Here is a 17,052-nt window from a genome sequence, read left to right on the forward strand (position 1 = left end):
TCGGGCGTCGCTGGATTACTCTTTCAGCCACCTCAAACTCAGGGATAGCTTTGCAGGAGATCTATGACCGTACGCGTAGCGATTAATGGCTTCGGTCGCATCGGGCGCAACGTGGTTCGTGCTTTATATGAATCCGGGCGTCGTGCGGAAATCACCGTGGTGGCAATCAATGAACTGGCGGATGCTGCGGGCATGGCGCATTTGTTGAAATATGACACCAGTCACGGTCGCTTTGCCTGGGACGTTCGCCAGGAAAGGGAACAGCTGTTTGTCGGTGACGACGCCATCCGCGTGCTGCATGAGAACAGTATTGAAGGGCTGCCCTGGCGCGAACTGGGTGTGGATGTGGTGCTCGACTGTACCGGCGTGTACGGTAACCGTGAACATGGCGAAGCGCATCTGAATGCTGGCGCGAAAAAAGTGCTGTTCTCCCATCCCGGCAGTAACGACCTCGACGCCACCGTCGTGTTTGGCGTCAACCAGCACGAGCTGCAAGCTGAACACCGCATTGTCTCCAACGCCTCCTGCACCACCAACTGCATTATTCCGGTCATTAAACTGTTAGACGATGCGTATGGCATTGAATCCGGCACCGTGACCACGATTCACTCCGCCATGCACGATCAGCAGGTAATCGACGCCTACCATCCGGATTTACGACGCACTCGCGCGGCGAGCCAGTCCATCATTCCGGTGGATACGAAACTGGCTGCCGGGATCACCCGTATTTTCCCGCAGTTTAACGACCGTTTCGAAGCGATTGCCGTGCGCGTGCCGACGATAAACGTCACCGCAATCGATCTTAGCGTGACGGTGAAAAAACCGGTAAAAGCCTGTGAAGTCAACCTGTTGCTGCAAAAAGCGGCACAGGGAGCATTTCATGGTATAGTTGACTATACGGAATTACCGTTGGTCTCAGTAGATTTTAACCACGACCCGCACAGCGCCATCGTGGATGGCACGCAGACGCGAGTCAGTGGTGCGCACCTCATCAAGACGCTGGTCTGGTGTGATAACGAATGGGGCTTTGCTAACCGAATGCTCGACACCACGTTAGCCATGGCCGCAAAAGGTTTCAGGTAGAGCGCACCTTGCGCTTGCAAAACTTTAAGAATCAACGAGAGGATTCACCATGTCTGTAATTAAGATGACCGATCTGGATCTGGCAGGTAAACGCGTTTTCATCCGTGCCGATCTGAACGTACCGGTTAAAGATGGCAAAGTGACCAGCGACGCGCGTATCCGTGCATCTCTGCCAACCATTGAACTGGCTCTGAAGCAGGGCGCTAAAGTGATGGTCACCTCCCACCTGGGCCGTCCAACTGAAGGCGAGTACAACGAAGAGTTCTCTCTGCTGCCGGTTGTTAATTACCTGAAAGACAAACTGTCCAGCCCGGTTCGCCTGGTGAAAGATTACCTGGACGGCGTAGACGTTGCCGAAGGTGAGCTGGTTGTTCTGGAAAACGTTCGCTTCAACAAAGGCGAAAAGAAAGACGACGAAACTCTGTCCAAAAAATACGCTGCGCTGTGTGACGTATTCGTGATGGATGCATTCGGTACGGCTCACCGTGCGCAGGCATCTACCCACGGTATCGGTAAATTCGCAGACGTCGCCTGTGCAGGTCCGCTGCTGGCTGACGAACTGGAAGCGCTGGGTAAAGCACTGAAAGAACCTGCTCGTCCAATGGTCGCTATCGTTGGTGGTTCTAAAGTGTCTACCAAACTGACCGTACTGGATTCCCTGTCCAAAATCGCTGACCAGCTGATCGTTGGCGGTGGTATCGCGAACACCTTCGTTGCTGCGCAAGGCCACAACGTAGGTAAATCCCTGTACGAAGCGGATCTGGTTGACGAAGCCAAACGTCTGCTGGGTACCTGTGATATCCCGGTTCCAACTGATGTTCGCGTGGCAACTGAGTTCTCCGAAACTGCTACCGCAACCCTGAAATCTGTTAACGACATCAAAGATGAAGAGCAGATTCTGGATCTGGGCGACGTTTCTGCACAGAAACTGGCTGAAATCCTGAAAAACGCAAAAACTATCCTGTGGAACGGTCCTGTCGGCGTGTTCGAATTCCCGAACTTCCGCAAAGGGACTGAGATCGTGGCTAACGCTATCGCAGACAGCGAAGCGTTCTCTATCGCAGGCGGTGGTGACACCCTGGCAGCTATCGATCTGTTCGGTATCGCTGACAAGATCTCCTACATCTCCACTGGTGGCGGCGCATTCCTCGAATTCGTGGAAGGTAAAGTCCTGCCAGCAGTAGCAATGCTCGAAGAGCGCGCTAAGAAGTAAGCCATTCAGGGGCAGGGAAACCTGCCCAATTTTCAGCGCGCTTATCAGAGCTCGCACCTTTTCTAACGGCCGAAGATACAGGACTAAGCAACATGTCTAAAATTTTTGATTTCGTAAAACCTGGCGTTATCACTGGTGATGACGTACAGAAAGTGTTCCAGGTAGCTAAAGAAAACAACTTCGCTCTGCCAGCAGTTAACTGCGTAGGTACCGACTCCATCAACGCCGTACTGGAAACCGCTGCAAAAGTTAAAGCACCGGTTATCGTTCAGTTCTCTAACGGCGGCGCTGCGTTCATCGCAGGTAAAGGCGTGAAAACCGACATCCCTCAGGGCGCTGCTATCCTGGGTGCTATCTCTGGCGCACATCACGTTCACCAGATGGCTGAGCACTACGGTGTTCCGGTTATCCTGCACACTGACCACTGCGCGAAAAAACTGCTGCCATGGATCGACGGTCTGCTGGACGCAGGTGAAAAACACTTCGCAGCAACCGGTAAGCCACTGTTCTCTTCTCACATGATCGACCTGTCCGAAGAGTCTCTGGAAGAAAACATCGAGATCTGCTCTAAGTACCTGGCGCGTATGTCCAAAATGGGCATGACCCTGGAAATCGAACTGGGTTGCACCGGCGGTGAAGAAGACGGTGTGGACAACAGCCACATGGACGCTTCTGCTCTGTACACTCAGCCAGAAGACGTTGATTACGCTTACACCGAGCTGAGCAAAATCAGCCCACGCTTCACCATCGCAGCGTCCTTCGGTAACGTACACGGCGTGTACAAACCAGGTAACGTGGTTCTGACCCCAACCATCCTGCGTGATTCTCAGGAATACGTGTCTAAGAAACACAACCTGCCGCACAACAGCCTGAACTTCGTCTTCCACGGCGGTTCCGGTTCTTCTGCTCAGGAAATCAAAGACTCCGTAAGCTACGGCGTAGTGAAAATGAACATCGATACCGACACCCAGTGGGCAACCTGGGACGGTATCCTGCAATACTACAAAACCAACGAAGCTTACCTGCAAGGTCAGCTGGGCAACCCGAAAGGCGAAGACCAGCCGAACAAGAAATACTACGATCCACGCGTATGGCTGCGCGCTGCCCAGACTTCTATGATTACTCGTCTGGAGCAGGCATTCAAAGAACTGAACGCGGTTGACGTTCTGTAATTTGAGCTGTTCATAGCGTCAAGAGGTCCGCATATGCGGGCCTTTTTTTATGCTTTTTCAATATCCTGCAATACCTGATTTTGTGATCTGTTTGGCATTACCCGCTCTTTTTGTTTACCCTTTACTGACCTGCCTGTCCCCTAAGGGACAGATTTTGTGTTTTGGTTTAGCAAAAGGAAGAATAAATGGAACAACTTGATGTTGTAGACAGCATCAATAACGCGGGTAACTGGCTGGTGCGCAACCAGGCGCTACTGCTGAGCTACGCCGTGAATATTGTTGCCGCTATTGCCATCATCATTGTCGGGATGATCGTGGCGCGTATCGTATCGAACGCTGTCAACCGGGTGATGGTCGCACGACACATTGATGCCACAGTCGCCGATTTCCTCTCCGCGCTGGTCCGTTACGGCATCATCGCCTTTACGCTGATTGCGGCGCTGGGGCGTGTCGGCGTGCAGACGGCATCCGTCATCGCTGTGCTCGGTGCAGCCGGTCTGGCCATTGGTCTGGCATTGCAGGGTTCGCTGTCGAACCTGGCGGCGGGCGTACTGCTGGTGACCTTCCGTCCGTTCCGTTCCGGTGAGTATGTGGATCTGGGCGGTATTGCCGGTACCGTGTTGCAGGTACAGATTTTCTCTACGACCCTGCGTACCGTGGATGGTCGCATTGTGGTAGTCCCGAACGGGAAAATCATTGCGGGCAATATCATTAACTTCTCCCGCGAGCCGGTGCGTCGTAACGAGCTGATCATCAGCGTGGCGTACGACTCCGATATCGATCAGGTGAAGTCGCTGATCGCCAACATCATTGCCTCTGACGATCGTATTCTGAAGGACCGCGAGCAGACCGTTCGTCTGAACGAGCTGGGTGCGTCATCCATTAATTTTGTGGTGCGCATCTGGAGCAAAAGCGGCGATCTGCAAAACGTTTACTGGGACGTGCTGGAGCGCATCAAGCGTGATTTCGATGCTAACGGCATCAGCTTCCCGTACCCGCAGATGGACGTAAACGTCAAAAAAGTCAAAGAAGCAGAGTAACGTCTCCCGTAGGCCCGGTAAGCGTCAGCGACACCGGGCTTTTCTTTTATTAGCCCGGCTAATACCCAATTAATATTATCCATTTCCTCTAATGTCGTTCCCGCAGTATAGTCTGCCTCCAGGACAACTCTGCGAGAATTACGTCATGTTATCTTATTATTTTCAGGGGCTTGCGTTAGGCGCGGCCATGATCCTTCCGCTAGGACCACAAAATGCGTTTGTGATGAACCAGGGCATTCGCCGTCAGTATCATCTGATGATTGCCCTGCTGTGCGCGGTGAGCGATCTGCTGCTGATTTGCGCCGGGATTTTTGGCGGCAGCGCCCTGTTGATGCAGTCGCCGTGGCTGCTGGCGCTGGTTACCTGGGGCGGCGTAGCGTTTCTGCTGTGGTACGGGTTTGGCGCCCTGAAAACGGCCATGAGCAGCAATCTTGAGCTGGCGAGCGCCGAAGTGATGAAGCAAGGGCGCTGGAAGATTATCGTCACCATGCTCGCCGTGACGTGGCTTAACCCGCACGTTTATCTTGATACGTTCGTGGTGCTCGGCAGCCTGGGCGGACAGCTGGACGTTGAGCCCAAGCGCTGGTTTGCGCTCGGTACGGTCAGCGCCTCCTTCCTCTGGTTCTTTGGTCTTGCGATCCTGGCGGCATGGCTGGCGCCACGACTGCGCACCGCCAAAGCACAGCGCATTATCAATACCCTGGTGGGGTTGGTGATGTGGTTTATTGCCTTCCAGCTGGCGAAAGAGGGCATTCATCACGTACAGGGATTGTTCAACTAAGCGTTGTCTTATGGACATCTGAACAAGACCCGCTAAGCTTGCTGGCATGAGCCCTGTTAACAGGGCACTCTTCGCAACATGGAGGAATGACAGTGAAGTTTAAGGTGATGGCCCTGGCGGCATTAGTAAGTTTAGGTGCGGTGTCGGTGCAGGCGAATGAACTGCCAAACGGCCCGCACATTGTCACTTCAGGCACGGCAAGCGTGGATGCGGTACCGGATGTTGCAACCCTGGCAATTGAAGTGAACGTGGCGGCGAATGATGCTGCTTCCGCCAAGAAACAGGCAGACGATCGTGTTGCGCAATACCTCTCTTTCCTGGAACAGAACGGTGTCGCGAAAAAAGACATCAGCTCTGCGAACCTGCGTACCCAACCGGATTACGACTACCAGAACGGCAAAAGCATCCTGAAAGGCTATCGCGCCGTGCGTACTGTGGAAGTGACTGTACGCCAGCTTGATAAGCTCAACGGATTGCTGGATGGTGCGCTGAAGGCAGGGCTGAACGAAATTCGTTCCGTCTCGCTGGGCGTTGCGCAACCGGAGAAATATAAAGACGAAGCGCGTAAAGCGGCGATTGATGATGCCATTCATCAGGCGCAGCAGCTGGCTTCCGGCTTCAAGAGCAAGCTCGGTCCGGTTTACAGCGTGCGCTACCACGTTTCAAACTACCAGCCAAGCCCGATGGTGCGGATGATGAAGGCGGACGCCGCGCCGGTTTCTGCTCAGGAAACCTACGAGCAGCCAACCATTCAGTTCGACGATCAGGTTGATGTGGTGTTCCAGCTGGAGCCGACTGAAAAGCCCGCTCAGTAACCCGTAGGCCGGGTAAGGCGAAGCCGCCACCCGGCTAGTTTTTCAATCCTGTCTTAACACCTTGTGCCCAAACGCCAGCAGCGCATCGGTGACGTTGCGCATCATGCGGCTTTCCGGGGCAAAACGGTGCCAGTACAGCATCCGGCGCTGATACAGCCCCGGGGTTAAATCAATCAGCTCACCGCTTTTCAACTCTTTCTCAATCTGCAAATGCGGGATCATGCAGCAGGTGGTTCCCTGACGCGCGAGCTGTACGAAGGCTTCGGACGAGTTAACGATATGACACGGCACGCTGCCCGGCGGCAGATCGAAGTTTTGTTGCAGGAAAGCCTGATGCATATCGTCCAGATGGTCGAACGCGACGGCAGGCGCTTTCAGCAGCGCGGCGCGGGTCACGCCGTTCGGGAAGTAGCGCTCGGCAAAGGCTTTTGAACCGACAAACAGGTAGTCCAGCGCGCCCAGTTGATCGACCAGACAGCTCGGCAGCGCCTGAGGCTGAATACTGACCGCCCCAACCACTTCGCCACGGCGCAGGCGCTCCTGGGTGCGGGTTTCGTCTTCAACCTGGAGGTTCAGGCGGATCGGGGAGTCGGCCAGCACCGGCGCAAGGGCCGGCAGCAGCCAGGTTGCCAGACTGTCGGCGTTCACCGCCAGCGACAGTAGCAGCGGCGTGGAGCCGGTCTGTTCATCGCCCAGCCACTCATCTTCCAGCAGTTCAACCTGACGCAGCAGGGCGAGGAGCTTTTGTCCTTGCTCCGTCGGACGGGGCGGCACGGTACGCACCAGCAGCGGCTGCCCGAACATGTTTTCAAGCTGTTTGATACGCTGTGATACGGCGGACTGGGTGATGCACAGCTTTTGCGCCGCGCGCTCAAAACCGCGTTCACGAATAACTGCATCAAGTGCCTGTAGTGTTCTGTAGTCCGGACGTTTCATTGCTCTGGCTGACTCCTTAATTTTGCTTAATCTGCACTATGACACAATTTTCCCTTCGTGGCAGACGAAATCCATTCGACGTGTTCTATAATGCGCCCTGAGTTTTCACACCACAGGCAAAACGATCATGACGCAGGATGAACTGAAAAAAGCAGTAGGATGGGCCGCTCTCCAGTACGTACAGCCGGGTACCATTGTCGGTGTTGGTACGGGGTCGACGGCGGCGCACTTTATCGATGCGCTGGGCACGATGAAGGGGCAGATCGAGGGCGCGGTTTCCAGCTCCGATGCTTCCACGGAAAAGCTGAAAAGTCTCGGCATCACCGTTTTCGACCTCAACGAAGTGGACCGTCTGGGCATTTACGTTGATGGCGCGGATGAAATCAACGGCCATATGCAGATGATCAAAGGCGGTGGCGCGGCGCTGACCCGCGAAAAAATCATCGCTTCCGTGGCGGATAAGTTCATCTGCATCGCGGACGCCTCCAAGCAGGTCGACATTCTGGGGAATTTCCCGCTGCCGGTCGAAGTGATCCCGATGGCGCGCAGCGCCGTGGCACGTCAACTGGTGAAGCTGGGTGGTCGTCCGGAATACCGTCAGGGTGTGGTGACCGACAACGGCAACGTGATCCTCGACGTTCACGGCCTTGAGATCCTCGATGCCATTGCGCTGGAAAATGCGATCAACGGCATTCCAGGCGTCGTTACCGTGGGGTTATTTGCCAACCGTGGCGCGGACGTGGCGCTGATCGGCACGGCTGACGGTGTAAAAACCATCGTAAAATGATCTGACGGGGGGAGCGCTCCCCCCGCTAAAAAAATTTGAAAAGCTAAATTCGGTGACTTGTGTCACGTTTTTCCGCCTCTTTTGCCGATCCTGCCACGTTCGTAATTATCCGCAGCATTTTCCTCTGCCATTTTGCTCTGTATGACTTTTCTTCAGAGTGCCGACGCAAACGTTCATATTGCTGCAATAGTTTTTTTTGATATGTTGGCTGCACGGGATTTATATCCAGCACAACATCAGTTCAGATAAAAACAGGGTCGGGTAAATGGCAAAGGTATCACTGGAGAAAGACAAGATTAAATTCCTGCTGGTTGAAGGCGTGCACCAGAAAGCGCTCGATAGCCTTCGCGCAGCAGGCTACACCAACATCGAATTTCACAAAGGCGCGCTGGACACTGAAGAGCTGAAAGCGTCCATCCGTGATGCCCATTTCATTGGCCTGCGATCCCGTACCCAACTGACTGAAGACGTTATTGCTGCGGCGGAAAAGCTGGTGGCGATTGGCTGTTTCTGCATCGGCACCAATCAGGTTGATCTGAATGCCGCCGCAAAACGCGGTATCCCGGTCTTTAACGCGCCGTTCTCTAACACCCGTTCCGTGGCGGAGCTGGTGATTGGCGAGCTGCTGCTGCTCCTTCGCGGCATTCCGGAAGCTAACGCCAAAGCGCACCGCGGCGTGTGGAATAAGCTGGCTGCGGGCTCCTACGAAGCGCGTGGTAAAAAGCTCGGGATTATCGGTTACGGCCACATCGGTACGCAGCTCGGTATTCTGGCGGAATCCCTCGGCATGCACGTGTTTTTCTACGATATCGAAAGCAAGCTGCCGCTGGGTAACGCGACGCAGGTGCAGCATCTTTCTGACCTGCTGAATATGAGCGACGTGGTCAGCCTGCATGTGCCGGAAAATGCGTCCACCAAAAACATGATGGGGGCGGAGGAGCTGGCGCTGATGAAGCCGGGCGCTCTGCTGATCAACGCCGCGCGCGGTACGGTGGTTGACATTCCTGCGCTGTGCGACGCGCTGAAGCGTAAGCATCTGGCGGGTGCGGCGATTGACGTGTTCCCGACGGAACCGGCCACCAACAGCGATCCGTTCACCTCTCCGCTGTGCGAGTTCGACAACGTGATCCTGACGCCGCACATCGGCGGTTCTACTCAGGAAGCGCAGGAGAATATCGGCCTGGAAGTGGCGGGTAAACTGAGCAAATATTCCGACAACGGTTCAACGCTCTCTGCGGTGAACTTCCCGGAGGTGTCTCTGCCGCTGCACGGTGGGCGTCGTCTGCTGCACATCCACGAAAACCGTCCTGGCGTGCTGACCGCCATCAACCAGATCTTTGCCGAGCAGGGCGTTAACATTGCCGCGCAGTATCTGCAAACTAACTCGCAGATGGGTTATGTGGTGATTGATATCGAAGCGGATGAAGACATCGCCGAGAAAGCATTGCAGAGCATGAAGGCCATTCCGGGGACGATTCGCGCGCGCCTGTTGTACTGATGGTGCGAGGTAAATGCAAAACGGTAACGATAGTTACCGTTTTTTATGTTTTCACCCTCTCCCTGTGGGAGAGGGCTGGGGTGAGGGCATCTGGCCGCACGCTTGGTTCACCACTCCCACAACTTCGATGGCGTCACCACCGCCGGCAACGGCACATCCCACTTCTCCACCGGCAAGGCTTCTACAGCCTGGCAATCATGCGCATAGCCCACCGGCTGCAATCCATACTGCTGCCAGTTTTGTAGCGTCCTGTCATAGAATCCCCCGCCCATGCCTAATCGCTGGCCCTGCTCGTCAAACGCCACCAGCGGCGTAATCAGCACATCCAGCCCGGAAAGCGGCAGTACGTCGCGCACGTCGAGTTTGGGTTCGGTGATTTTCAGACGATTCACCACCAGCTCGCTGTGCGGATGATAGTGCAGAAACAGCAGATTGCCCGGGCTAAAGGGATGCAGAACCGGCAGGTAAACTTTTTTCCCGGCGCGCCAGAGCTGGTCGATAAGCGGTTGGGTATCCAGCTCACCGTCAAACGAGAGAAACAGGGCGACGGTGTTGGCCATCACTACAGGCGGATAGGCCATCATGCGGGCGGCGGCCTGCTGGGCAAACTGTGCCTGTTGCTCGGCGCTTAAGGCGCGACGACGCTGGCGAATAAGCTGACGGATGTCCTGGCGTGAAGCAGAAACTTCAGGGAATTGAGTCATGGTAGTCGGTAGAAGAAAAGAGAGGGAATCTCCGAGATGCCGCCGCAGGCTGTAACCCTTGAACCCTTGGTTCAAGGTGAATGTGTCGTCATAGTTTTAAGGCTTCTCGGACGAACCGAGCATGCTCACCAACCATGGAGCGCCACATTCTTGTGGTATGAAATATCGGCTCAGGGGACTGGCCCGCTTGCGAACATCTCAGAGAAATTTTGTCTTCACAGTTACTCTACCATAGTCAACTGAGAAGTGTTATTCAAACTTTGGTCCCGGTCTTTCGGGACTGCGACCTTGATCAAGCAATGCCTGTTCTATGGTCTGCTGGAGCATTTTAATGCGCTGCTCCATGCTTGCCGCGTAATCGCGGGTCTTCGCTTTTTCCTGAGTCAGTTCATAGCTGATGTTCAACGCGGCGATGAAAACCAGCTGCTCAGTATTTGTGACTCTAGTGCGTTCTTTTAGATCTTGCAACCGCTGATTCAAATCGTCCGCAGCCTGATTCAAGGCATCCCTTTGTTCAGGCGGACAATTCACTCGCAGTGAACGGCCAAAAATCTGGAGATCGACGGGTTGTGCAGACATGCCACCTTCCTGCTGATTGACTGCGCTGCCTTCGCTTACTGCCCCGGGGGCTGCGAAGGGGCGACACTATAGCTACCCTGATGTGAAGATACAAGCCCTTTTCTGGTATCACCAGGGTCCAAAGTGGTAGCATATCATGAATATCCTCCCTTTGATGACGAATGCGTATGTCTATACAGAACGAAATGCCTGGTTACAAGGATTTAAACCAGTTACTGAACCAGCAGGGAGTCGGTCTGACCCCTGCCGAAATGCACGGTCTGATCAGCGGCATACTGTGCGGCGGAAACAGCGACAGCTCATGGCAGCCGCTGATCCACGACCTCACCAACGAAGGGCTGGCGTTTGGCCACGAACTGGCGGAAGCGCTGCGTAAAATGCACGCCGCAACCAGCGATTCCCTGGAAGACGATGGCTTTCTTTTTCAGCTTTATCTGCCTGAAGGCGACGATGTCAGCGTCTTCGATCGCGCTGATGCGCTTGCGGGTTGGGTAAATCACTATCTGCTTGGCCTGGGCGTAACCCAGCCTAAACTGGATAAAGTGACCGGCGAAGCGGGTGAAGCGATCGACGATCTGCGTAACATCGCCCAGCTCGGCTACGATGAAGACGAAGACCAGGAAGAGCTGGAGATGTCTCTCGAAGAGATTATCGAGTACGTGCGCGTGGCGTCTCTGCTGTGTCACGACAACTTTACGCGCTCGCAGCCGACCGCGCCGGAAGTTCGCAAGCCAACATTACACTAAGAAAAATAACGCACAGGAGGGTGTCATGGTTATCTCCAGTCAAGAGTATTCTCGCCGTCGTCAGGCGCTGCTGGCGAAAATGCAGCCGGGAAGCGCTGCCCTGATTTTCGCCGCGCCGGAAGTGACGCGCAGCGCCGACAGCGAATACCCCTATCGCCAGAGCAGTGATTTCTGGTACTTCACCGGGTTTAACGAGCCGGAAGCGGTACTGGTGCTGATTAAAAGCAATGACACCCACAACCACAGCGTGATTTTTAACCGCGTGCGCGATCTGACCGCGGAAATCTGGTTTGGTCGCCGCTTAGGGCAGGAGGCGGCGCCAGAAAAACTGGGTGTGGACCGCGCGCTGGCCTACAGCGAAATCAACCAGCAGCTCTACCAACTGCTGAACGGTCTGGACGTGCTCTATCACGCGCAGGGCGAATACGCGTATGCGGATGACATTGTTTTCACCGCGCTGGATAAGCTGCGTAAAGGCTCACGTCAGAATTTGTCTGCACCCGCCACCCTGACGGACTGGCGACCGATGGTGCATGAGATGCGCCTGTTTAAGTCTGACGAAGAGCTGAACGTGATGCGCCGCGCGGGCGAAATCAGCGCCCTGGCGCATACCCGCGCCATGGAAAAGTGCCGTCCCGGTATGTTCGAGTACCAGCTTGAAGGCGAAATTCACCATGAATTTAACCGTCACGGCGCGCGCTTCCCGTCCTATAACACCATCGTAGGCGGCGGGGAAAATGGCTGCATTCTGCACTACACCGAAAACGAAAGTGAACTGCGCGACGGCGATCTGGTGCTGATTGACGCCGGCTGTGAATATCAGGGTTACGCGGGCGACATCACCCGTACCTTCCCGGTGAACGGTAAATTCACCACCGCGCAGCGTGAAATCTATGACATCGTGCTTGAGTCTCTGGAGACCGCGCTGACGCTGTTCCGCCCTGGCACCTCCATCCAGGAGGTTACGGGCGAGGTGGTGCGCATCATGATTACCGGGCTGGTGAAGCTCGGCATTCTGAAAGGCGATGTGGACACCCTTATAACCGAAAACGCCCATCGTCCGTACTTTATGCACGGCCTGAGCCACTGGCTGGGGCTGGATGTGCATGACGTCGGCGCATACGGTCCGGAACGTTCGCGCGTGCTGGAGCCTGGCATGGTGCTGACCGTTGAGCCGGGGCTGTACATCGCGCCGGATGCCGACGTGCCGGAACAGTACCGCGGGATCGGCATTCGTATTGAAGATGACATCGTCATCACCGAAACCGGTAACGAAAACCTGACCGCGACCGTGGTGAAAAAAGCCGACGACATCGAGGCGCTGATGGCGGCGGCACGCGGATGAGCGTAATCATTGTTGGCGGAGGCATGACCGGCGCTACTCTGGCGCTGGCTATTTCGCAGTTAACCCAGGGCCAGCTTCCGGTGCATCTCGTCGAGGCGGTCGCGCCGCAGGCGGCCGATCATCCCGGTTTCGACGCCCGCGCTATCGCGCTGGCGCAGGGAACCTGTCAGCAGCTTGCGCGTATTGGGATCTGGCAGGCGATAGCGGATTGCGCAACGGCGATCGGCACCGTTCACGTCAGCGATCGCGGGCATGCGGGGTTTGTGACGCTGGATGCCCACGATTACCGGATCGAGGCGCTGGGGCAGGTTGTCGAGCTGCATGACGTAGGGCTGCGGCTGTTCCGTCTGTTACAGGACGCGCCTGGCGTCACGCTGCACTGTCCGGCGCGCGTCGCCAACTTTAGCCGTCGTGACGAGGCCGTCAGCGTGACGCTGGACAACGGCACCACGCTGGAGGGGCAACTGCTGGTGGCGGCGGATGGTTCACGCTCCGCGATCGCCACGCAGTGCGGCGTCGAATGGCGCTCTGAACCTTATGGGCAGGTGGCGGTCATCGCTAATGTCTCTACGGCTGGCGCGCATAACGGCAGGGCATTTGAGCGCTTCACGGCGCACGGCCCGCTGGCCATGCTGCCGATGTCGAACGGGCGCTGCTCGCTGGTATGGTGCCATGCGCAGGATCGGGCCGATGAGGTTCTCTCCTGGTCCGACGAACGTTTTTGTTCCGAGCTGCAAAAGGCCTTCGGCTGGCGGCTTGGGCGCATCACCCACGCCGGAAAACGCGTGGCCTATCCGCTCGCGCTGACGACCGCATCGCAGACTGTCTCCCATCGTGTCGCTCTGGTCGGCAACGCCGCGCAGACGCTGCACCCTATCGCCGGGCAAGGCTTCAACCTTGGCCTCCGTGACGTAATGAGCCTGGCCGAGCTACTGGCCCGGACGTGGAGCGAACAACAGGATTGTGACGCATACTCAGTGCTGAGCCATTACCAGAAACGACGCCAGGCGGACAAAGCGGCGACCATTGGCGTCACCGACGGTTTAGTCCACCTGTTTGCCAATCGCTGGGCACCGCTGGTTGCGGGTCGCAACCTTGGGCTGATGGCGATGGAACTGTTCATTCCGGCACGTGACGTGCTGGCGCAGCGGACCCTGGGTTGGGTCGCGCGTTAAGGAGTATTGACCGTGCAAAATGTTGATGTCGCCATTGTGGGCGGCGGAATGGTAGGACTGGCGCTGGCCTGTGGTTTACAGGGCAGCGGCCTGCGCGTGGCCGTGCTTGAGCAAAAAGCGCCGCAGCCTGTGGCGCAGGATGCACCGCCGGAGCTGCGTGTTTCGGCGATCAATGCCGCCAGCGAAAAGCTACTGACGCACCTTGGCGTCTGGTCTGAAATCGTGGCGCTGCGTGCCAGCTGTTACCATGGCATGGAAGTGTGGGATAAAGACAGCTTCGGCCGTATCGCGTTTGACGATGAAAGCATGGGCTACAGCCACCTTGGACACATCGTTGAAAACGCGGTGATCCACCACGCGCTGTGGCAGAAAGCGCAGCAGTGCAGCGATGTCACGCTGATCGCACCGGCGAAACTTCAGCAGGTGGCGTGGGGCGAAAACGACGCGTTTATCACTCTTGAAAGTGGCGACATGCTGACCGCGCGTCTGGTGGTGGGTGCCGACGGCGCCAATTCCTGGCTGCGTAACAAAGCGGATATTCCGCTGACCTTCTGGGATTACCGCCATCACGCGTTGGTGGCAACAATCCGCACCGAAGAGCCGCACGGCGGCGTGGCGCGCCAGATTTTCCATAATGACGGCATTCTGGCCTTCCTGCCGCTTGCCGATCCGCATCTCTGCTCCATCGTCTGGTCCTTAGAGCCGGAGAAAGCGCAGCAGATGCAGGAGGCGACGCCGGATGCCTTCAGTCAGGCGCTATGCGTGGCGTTTGATAACCGTCTGGGCCTGTGCACGCTTGAAAGCGAACGCCAGACGTTTCCGTTAACCGGTCGCTACGCGCGTCAGTTTGCCGCGCACCGTCTGGCGCTGGTGGGGGATGCGGCGCATACCATTCATCCGCTGGCCGGGCAGGGGGTGAACCTCGGCTTTATGGACGCGGCTGAGCTGGTTGAAGAGCTGCGTCGCCTGCATCGGGAAGGCAAGGATATTGGTCAGCATCTGTATCTGCGTCGCTACGAGCGCAGCCGTAAACACAGCGCGGCGATGATGCTGGCGGGGATGCAGGGTTTCCGCGAGCTGTTTGCCGGAGCGAATCCGGCGAAAAAACTGCTGCGCGATATCGGTCTCAAACTGGCCGACACCCTTCCCGGCGTAAAACCGCAGCTTCTTCGTCAGGCAATGGGCCTCAACGATCTTCCCGACTGGTTACGTTAATCTCGATCCCCGTCACACTTTATTTTCCCGGCCTCCGCGCCGGGGAAATTTCCTCGTTTGAAATAATCTAATTTCACGTCATTTTTCGCATTAGAAAATCTAATCTTACTATTTTTATGTTACGGAAATTCGGCCCGTTTTTCCGCATGAAATATCACCATCTGCTAAATCCTGTTAGATCATTGTTAATTTTATGCGGGGTTAATCGCATTTTCCCAGTGAATAACTCTGTAGGCTTTTCAGCGATTTTTGGTCATAAGCTAATGTGATGACCCGTTTTACCTTATGGTTAACCGCCGGTTTCGGTGGTAAGTTCAGGTAAAAGAGAACGTTTGCGTCGGCCCCCGATCGCGAGGCCGACACCGGGTTTCACGGTGAATTTTTCAACGAGGAAAAGATGGCTCAACAGACTCCTTTGTACGAACAGCACGTGTTGTGCGGCGCCCGCATGGTGGACTTCCACGGCTGGATGATGCCGCTGCACTACGGCTCGCAGATTGATGAGCACCACGCGGTGCGCATCGATGCCGGTATGTTCGACGTGTCTCATATGACGATTGTCGACCTGCGCGGTAGCCGCACCCGGGAGTTTTTGCGTTATCTGCTGGCAAACGACGTCGCCAAACTGAAAACGCCGGGCAAAGCGCTCTATACCGGCATGCTCAATGCCTCTGGCGGCGTGATTGACGACCTCATCGTCTACTACTTCACCGAAGATTTCTTCCGCCTCGTTGTAAACTCCGCCACACGCGAAAAAGACCTCTCCTGGATTTCCCAACACGCTGAACCTTACGCCATTGACATCACCGTCCGTGACGATCTGTCGCTGATTGCCGTGCAGGGGCCAAACGCCCAGGCGAAAGCCGCCTCTCTGTTCAGCGACGAGCAGCGCAAAGCCACCGAGGGCATGAAGCCGTTCTTCGGCGTGCAGGCGGGGGAGCTGTTTATCGCCACCACCGGCTACACCGGTGAAGCGGGCTACGAAATTGCCATGCCAAACGAGAAGGCCGCTGATTTCTGGCGTGCGCTGGTGGAGGCGGGCGTGAAGCCTGCGGGCCTGGGCGCGCGCGATACGCTGCGTCTGGAAGCGGGGATGAACCTCTACGGTCAGGAGATGGACGAAGGCGTCTCTCCGCTGGCCGCCAACATGGGCTGGACCATCGCATGGGAACCGGCTGACCGTGAATTTATTGGTCGTGAAGCGCTGGAGATGCAGCGCGAGAAAGGCACTGAACAGCTGGTTGGCCTGGTGATGAAAGAAAAAGGCGTGCTGCGCGGCGAGCTGCCGGTGCGCTTCACCGATGCCGATGGCAATCATCGCGAAGGCGTGATCACCAGCGGAACGTTCTCCCCGACGCTCGGCTACAGTATTGCCCTGGCACGCGTGCCGGCGGGGATTGGCGATACGGCGGTGGTGCAGATCCGCAACCGCGAAATGCCGGTCAACGTGACCAAACCGATTTTTGTTCGCGCCGGTAAGCCGGTCGCCTAACTATTTTTATCAGGAGAACTTCAATGAGCAATGTGCCAGCAGAACTGAAATACAGCAAAGAACACGAGTGGCTGCGCAAAGAGGCGGACGGCACTTACACCGTTGGGATCACCGAGCACGCGCAGGAGCTGCTGGGCGACATGGTGTTTGTTGACCTGCCGGAAGTGGGCGCAACCGTGAGCGCAGGCGACGACTGTGCGGTGGCGGAATCCGTTAAAGCGGCCTCTGACATCTACGCCCCGGTAAGCGGTGAAATTGTTGCCGTGAACGACGCGCTGAGCGACTCCCCGGAGCTGGTCAACAGCGAACCGTATGAAGGCGGCTGGATCTTCAAGATCAAAGCCAGCGACGAAGCGCAGGTTGCCGCGCTGCTGGATGCGACCGCGTACGAAGCACTACTGGAAGACGAATAACGTTGTGCCGGATGGCGCTGCGCTTATCCGGCCTACAGGTCAACGTAGGCACGGTAAG

General features: G+C 56.3%; 17 protein-coding genes and 1 other RNA gene. 14 read left to right on the forward strand and 4 right to left on the reverse strand.

Annotated features, from left to right (window positions below):
* Nucleotides 1–63 precede the first annotated feature (63 nt).
* From epd to RHN82_RS13810, 6 genes are all read left to right on the forward strand, one after another.
* Nucleotides 64–1,083: an erythrose-4-phosphate dehydrogenase gene (gene epd / locus RHN82_RS13785; RefSeq protein WP_015571810.1), complete on the forward strand. Its 1,020-nt coding sequence runs from the start codon at nt 64–66 to the stop codon at nt 1,081–1,083.
* A 49-nt stretch (nt 1,084–1,132) separates the two neighbouring features.
* Nucleotides 1,133–2,296 carry a phosphoglycerate kinase gene (gene pgk, locus RHN82_RS13790; protein ID WP_047050781.1) on the forward strand — a complete coding sequence of 388 codons (1,164 nt, stop codon included), beginning with the start codon at nt 1,133–1,135 and terminating at the stop codon, nt 2,294–2,296.
* 92 nt (nt 2,297–2,388) lie between these two features.
* Nucleotides 2,389–3,468, forward strand: coding sequence for a class II fructose-bisphosphate aldolase (fbaA, locus tag RHN82_RS13795; protein ID WP_003860079.1), 1,080 nt, complete (start codon nt 2,389–2,391; stop codon nt 3,466–3,468).
* Between the two features lie 185 nt (nt 3,469–3,653).
* On the forward strand, nt 3,654–4,508 hold the full coding sequence (mscS, locus tag RHN82_RS13800; protein WP_047050783.1) for a small-conductance mechanosensitive channel MscS: 855 nt from the start codon (nt 3,654–3,656) through the stop codon (nt 4,506–4,508).
* Between the two features lie 145 nt (nt 4,509–4,653).
* Nucleotides 4,654–5,289, forward strand: a complete 636-nt coding sequence (gene argO, locus RHN82_RS13805) for an arginine exporter ArgO (RefSeq protein ID WP_003860085.1) — start codon at nt 4,654–4,656, stop codon at nt 5,287–5,289.
* Between the two features lie 92 nt (nt 5,290–5,381).
* Complete coding sequence (locus tag RHN82_RS13810) at nt 5,382–6,104, forward strand: oxidative stress defense protein (RefSeq protein WP_047050785.1); 723 nt, start codon at nt 5,382–5,384, stop codon at nt 6,102–6,104.
* A gap of 42 nt (nt 6,105–6,146) precedes the next feature.
* Here RHN82_RS13810 and argP read toward each other — a convergent pair whose 3' ends face one another.
* Entirely contained in the window at nt 6,147–7,040 is an 894-nt protein-coding gene (argP, locus tag RHN82_RS13815; RefSeq protein WP_003860089.1) for a DNA-binding transcriptional regulator ArgP, read from the reverse strand.
* A gap of 127 nt (nt 7,041–7,167) precedes the next feature.
* On the opposite strand from argP, the gene rpiA reads away from it, so the two are divergent.
* On the forward strand, nt 7,168–7,827 hold the full coding sequence (gene rpiA, locus RHN82_RS13820; RefSeq protein ID WP_003860091.1) for a ribose-5-phosphate isomerase RpiA: 660 nt from the start codon (nt 7,168–7,170) through the stop codon (nt 7,825–7,827).
* A 265-nt stretch (nt 7,828–8,092) separates the two neighbouring features.
* Nucleotides 8,093–9,325, forward strand: a complete 1,233-nt coding sequence (gene serA / locus RHN82_RS13825; protein ID WP_015571805.1) for a phosphoglycerate dehydrogenase — start codon at nt 8,093–8,095, stop codon at nt 9,323–9,325.
* A 107-nt stretch (nt 9,326–9,432) separates the two neighbouring features.
* On the opposite strand, the gene RHN82_RS13830 is transcribed toward serA, so the two are convergent.
* The 3 genes from RHN82_RS13830 to zapA form a co-directional block, all read right to left on the reverse strand.
* Nucleotides 9,433–10,029: a 5-formyltetrahydrofolate cyclo-ligase gene (locus tag RHN82_RS13830; RefSeq protein WP_047050786.1), complete on the reverse strand. Its 597-nt coding sequence runs from the start codon at nt 10,027–10,029 to the stop codon at nt 9,433–9,435.
* A gap of 24 nt (nt 10,030–10,053) precedes the next feature.
* Nucleotides 10,054–10,237, reverse strand: a non-coding RNA gene (gene ssrS / locus RHN82_RS13835) — 6S RNA.
* A 41-nt stretch (nt 10,238–10,278) separates the two neighbouring features.
* A complete protein-coding gene (gene zapA, locus RHN82_RS13840) occupies nt 10,279–10,608 on the reverse strand; it encodes a cell division protein ZapA (RefSeq protein ID WP_003860096.1) in 330 nt (109 codons plus the stop codon).
* 167 nt (nt 10,609–10,775) lie between these two features.
* Here zapA and RHN82_RS13845 point away from each other — a divergent pair, with 167 nt between their 5' ends.
* The 6 genes from RHN82_RS13845 to gcvH all read left to right on the forward strand — a co-directional run bounded on the left by RHN82_RS13845 (nt 10,776) and on the right by gcvH (nt 16,994).
* On the forward strand, nt 10,776–11,354 hold the full coding sequence (locus RHN82_RS13845; RefSeq protein WP_003860099.1) for a YecA family protein: 579 nt from the start codon (nt 10,776–10,778) through the stop codon (nt 11,352–11,354).
* 31 nt (nt 11,355–11,385) lie between these two features.
* Nucleotides 11,386–12,699, forward strand: a complete 1,314-nt coding sequence (gene pepP / locus RHN82_RS13850; RefSeq protein WP_100245288.1) for a Xaa-Pro aminopeptidase — start codon at nt 11,386–11,388, stop codon at nt 12,697–12,699.
* Entirely contained in the window at nt 12,696–13,874 is a 1,179-nt protein-coding gene (gene ubiH / locus RHN82_RS13855) for a 2-octaprenyl-6-methoxyphenyl hydroxylase (RefSeq protein WP_047050790.1), read from the forward strand. Before pepP ends, ubiH begins: the two co-directional genes overlap by 4 nt.
* Before the next feature lie 12 nt (nt 13,875–13,886).
* A complete protein-coding gene (gene ubiI, locus RHN82_RS13860) occupies nt 13,887–15,089 on the forward strand; it encodes an FAD-dependent 2-octaprenylphenol hydroxylase (RefSeq protein ID WP_047050791.1) in 1,203 nt (400 codons plus the stop codon).
* Between the two features lie 397 nt (nt 15,090–15,486).
* Nucleotides 15,487–16,581 carry a glycine cleavage system aminomethyltransferase GcvT gene (gene gcvT / locus RHN82_RS13865; protein ID WP_047050793.1) on the forward strand — a complete coding sequence of 365 codons (1,095 nt, stop codon included), beginning with the start codon at nt 15,487–15,489 and terminating at the stop codon, nt 16,579–16,581.
* 23 nt (nt 16,582–16,604) lie between these two features.
* A complete protein-coding gene (gene gcvH / locus RHN82_RS13870; protein WP_006811885.1) occupies nt 16,605–16,994 on the forward strand; it encodes a glycine cleavage system protein GcvH in 390 nt (129 codons plus the stop codon).
* Nucleotides 16,995–17,052: the final 58 nt, after the last annotated feature.

It is taken from the genome of Enterobacter cloacae complex sp. EB5 (assembly GCF_031432835.1).
In the GTDB taxonomy this organism is placed as follows: Bacteria; Pseudomonadota; Gammaproteobacteria; order Enterobacterales; family Enterobacteriaceae; genus Enterobacter; species Enterobacter hormaechei_C.

Bases quoted from the DNA above. Each gene is read 5' to 3' on its own strand.
- epd (WP_015571810.1), top strand. From the start codon at position 64: ATGACCGTACGCGTAGCGATTAATGGCTTCGGTCGCATCGGGCGCAAC.
- pgk (WP_047050781.1), top strand. From the start codon at position 1,133: ATGTCTGTAATTAAGATGACCGATCTGGATCTGGCAGGTAAACGCGTT.
- fbaA (WP_003860079.1), top strand. From the start codon at position 2,389: ATGTCTAAAATTTTTGATTTCGTAAAACCTGGCGTTATCACTGGTGAT.
- mscS (WP_047050783.1), top strand. From the start codon at position 3,654: ATGGAACAACTTGATGTTGTAGACAGCATCAATAACGCGGGTAACTGG.
- argO (WP_003860085.1), top strand. From the start codon at position 4,654: ATGTTATCTTATTATTTTCAGGGGCTTGCGTTAGGCGCGGCCATGATC.
- argP (WP_003860089.1), bottom strand. From the start codon at position 7,040: ATGAAACGTCCGGACTACAGAACACTACAGGCACTTGATGCAGTTATT.
- rpiA (WP_003860091.1), top strand. From the start codon at position 7,168: ATGACGCAGGATGAACTGAAAAAAGCAGTAGGATGGGCCGCTCTCCAG.
- serA (WP_015571805.1), top strand. From the start codon at position 8,093: ATGGCAAAGGTATCACTGGAGAAAGACAAGATTAAATTCCTGCTGGTT.
- RHN82_RS13830 (WP_047050786.1), bottom strand. From the start codon at position 10,029: ATGACTCAATTCCCTGAAGTTTCTGCTTCACGCCAGGACATCCGTCAG.
- zapA (WP_003860096.1), bottom strand. From the start codon at position 10,608: ATGTCTGCACAACCCGTCGATCTCCAGATTTTTGGCCGTTCACTGCGA.
- RHN82_RS13845 (WP_003860099.1), top strand. From the start codon at position 10,776: ATGTCTATACAGAACGAAATGCCTGGTTACAAGGATTTAAACCAGTTA.
- ubiH (WP_047050790.1), top strand. From the start codon at position 12,696: ATGAGCGTAATCATTGTTGGCGGAGGCATGACCGGCGCTACTCTGGCG.
- gcvT (WP_047050793.1), top strand. From the start codon at position 15,487: ATGGCTCAACAGACTCCTTTGTACGAACAGCACGTGTTGTGCGGCGCC.
- gcvH (WP_006811885.1), top strand. From the start codon at position 16,605: ATGAGCAATGTGCCAGCAGAACTGAAATACAGCAAAGAACACGAGTGG.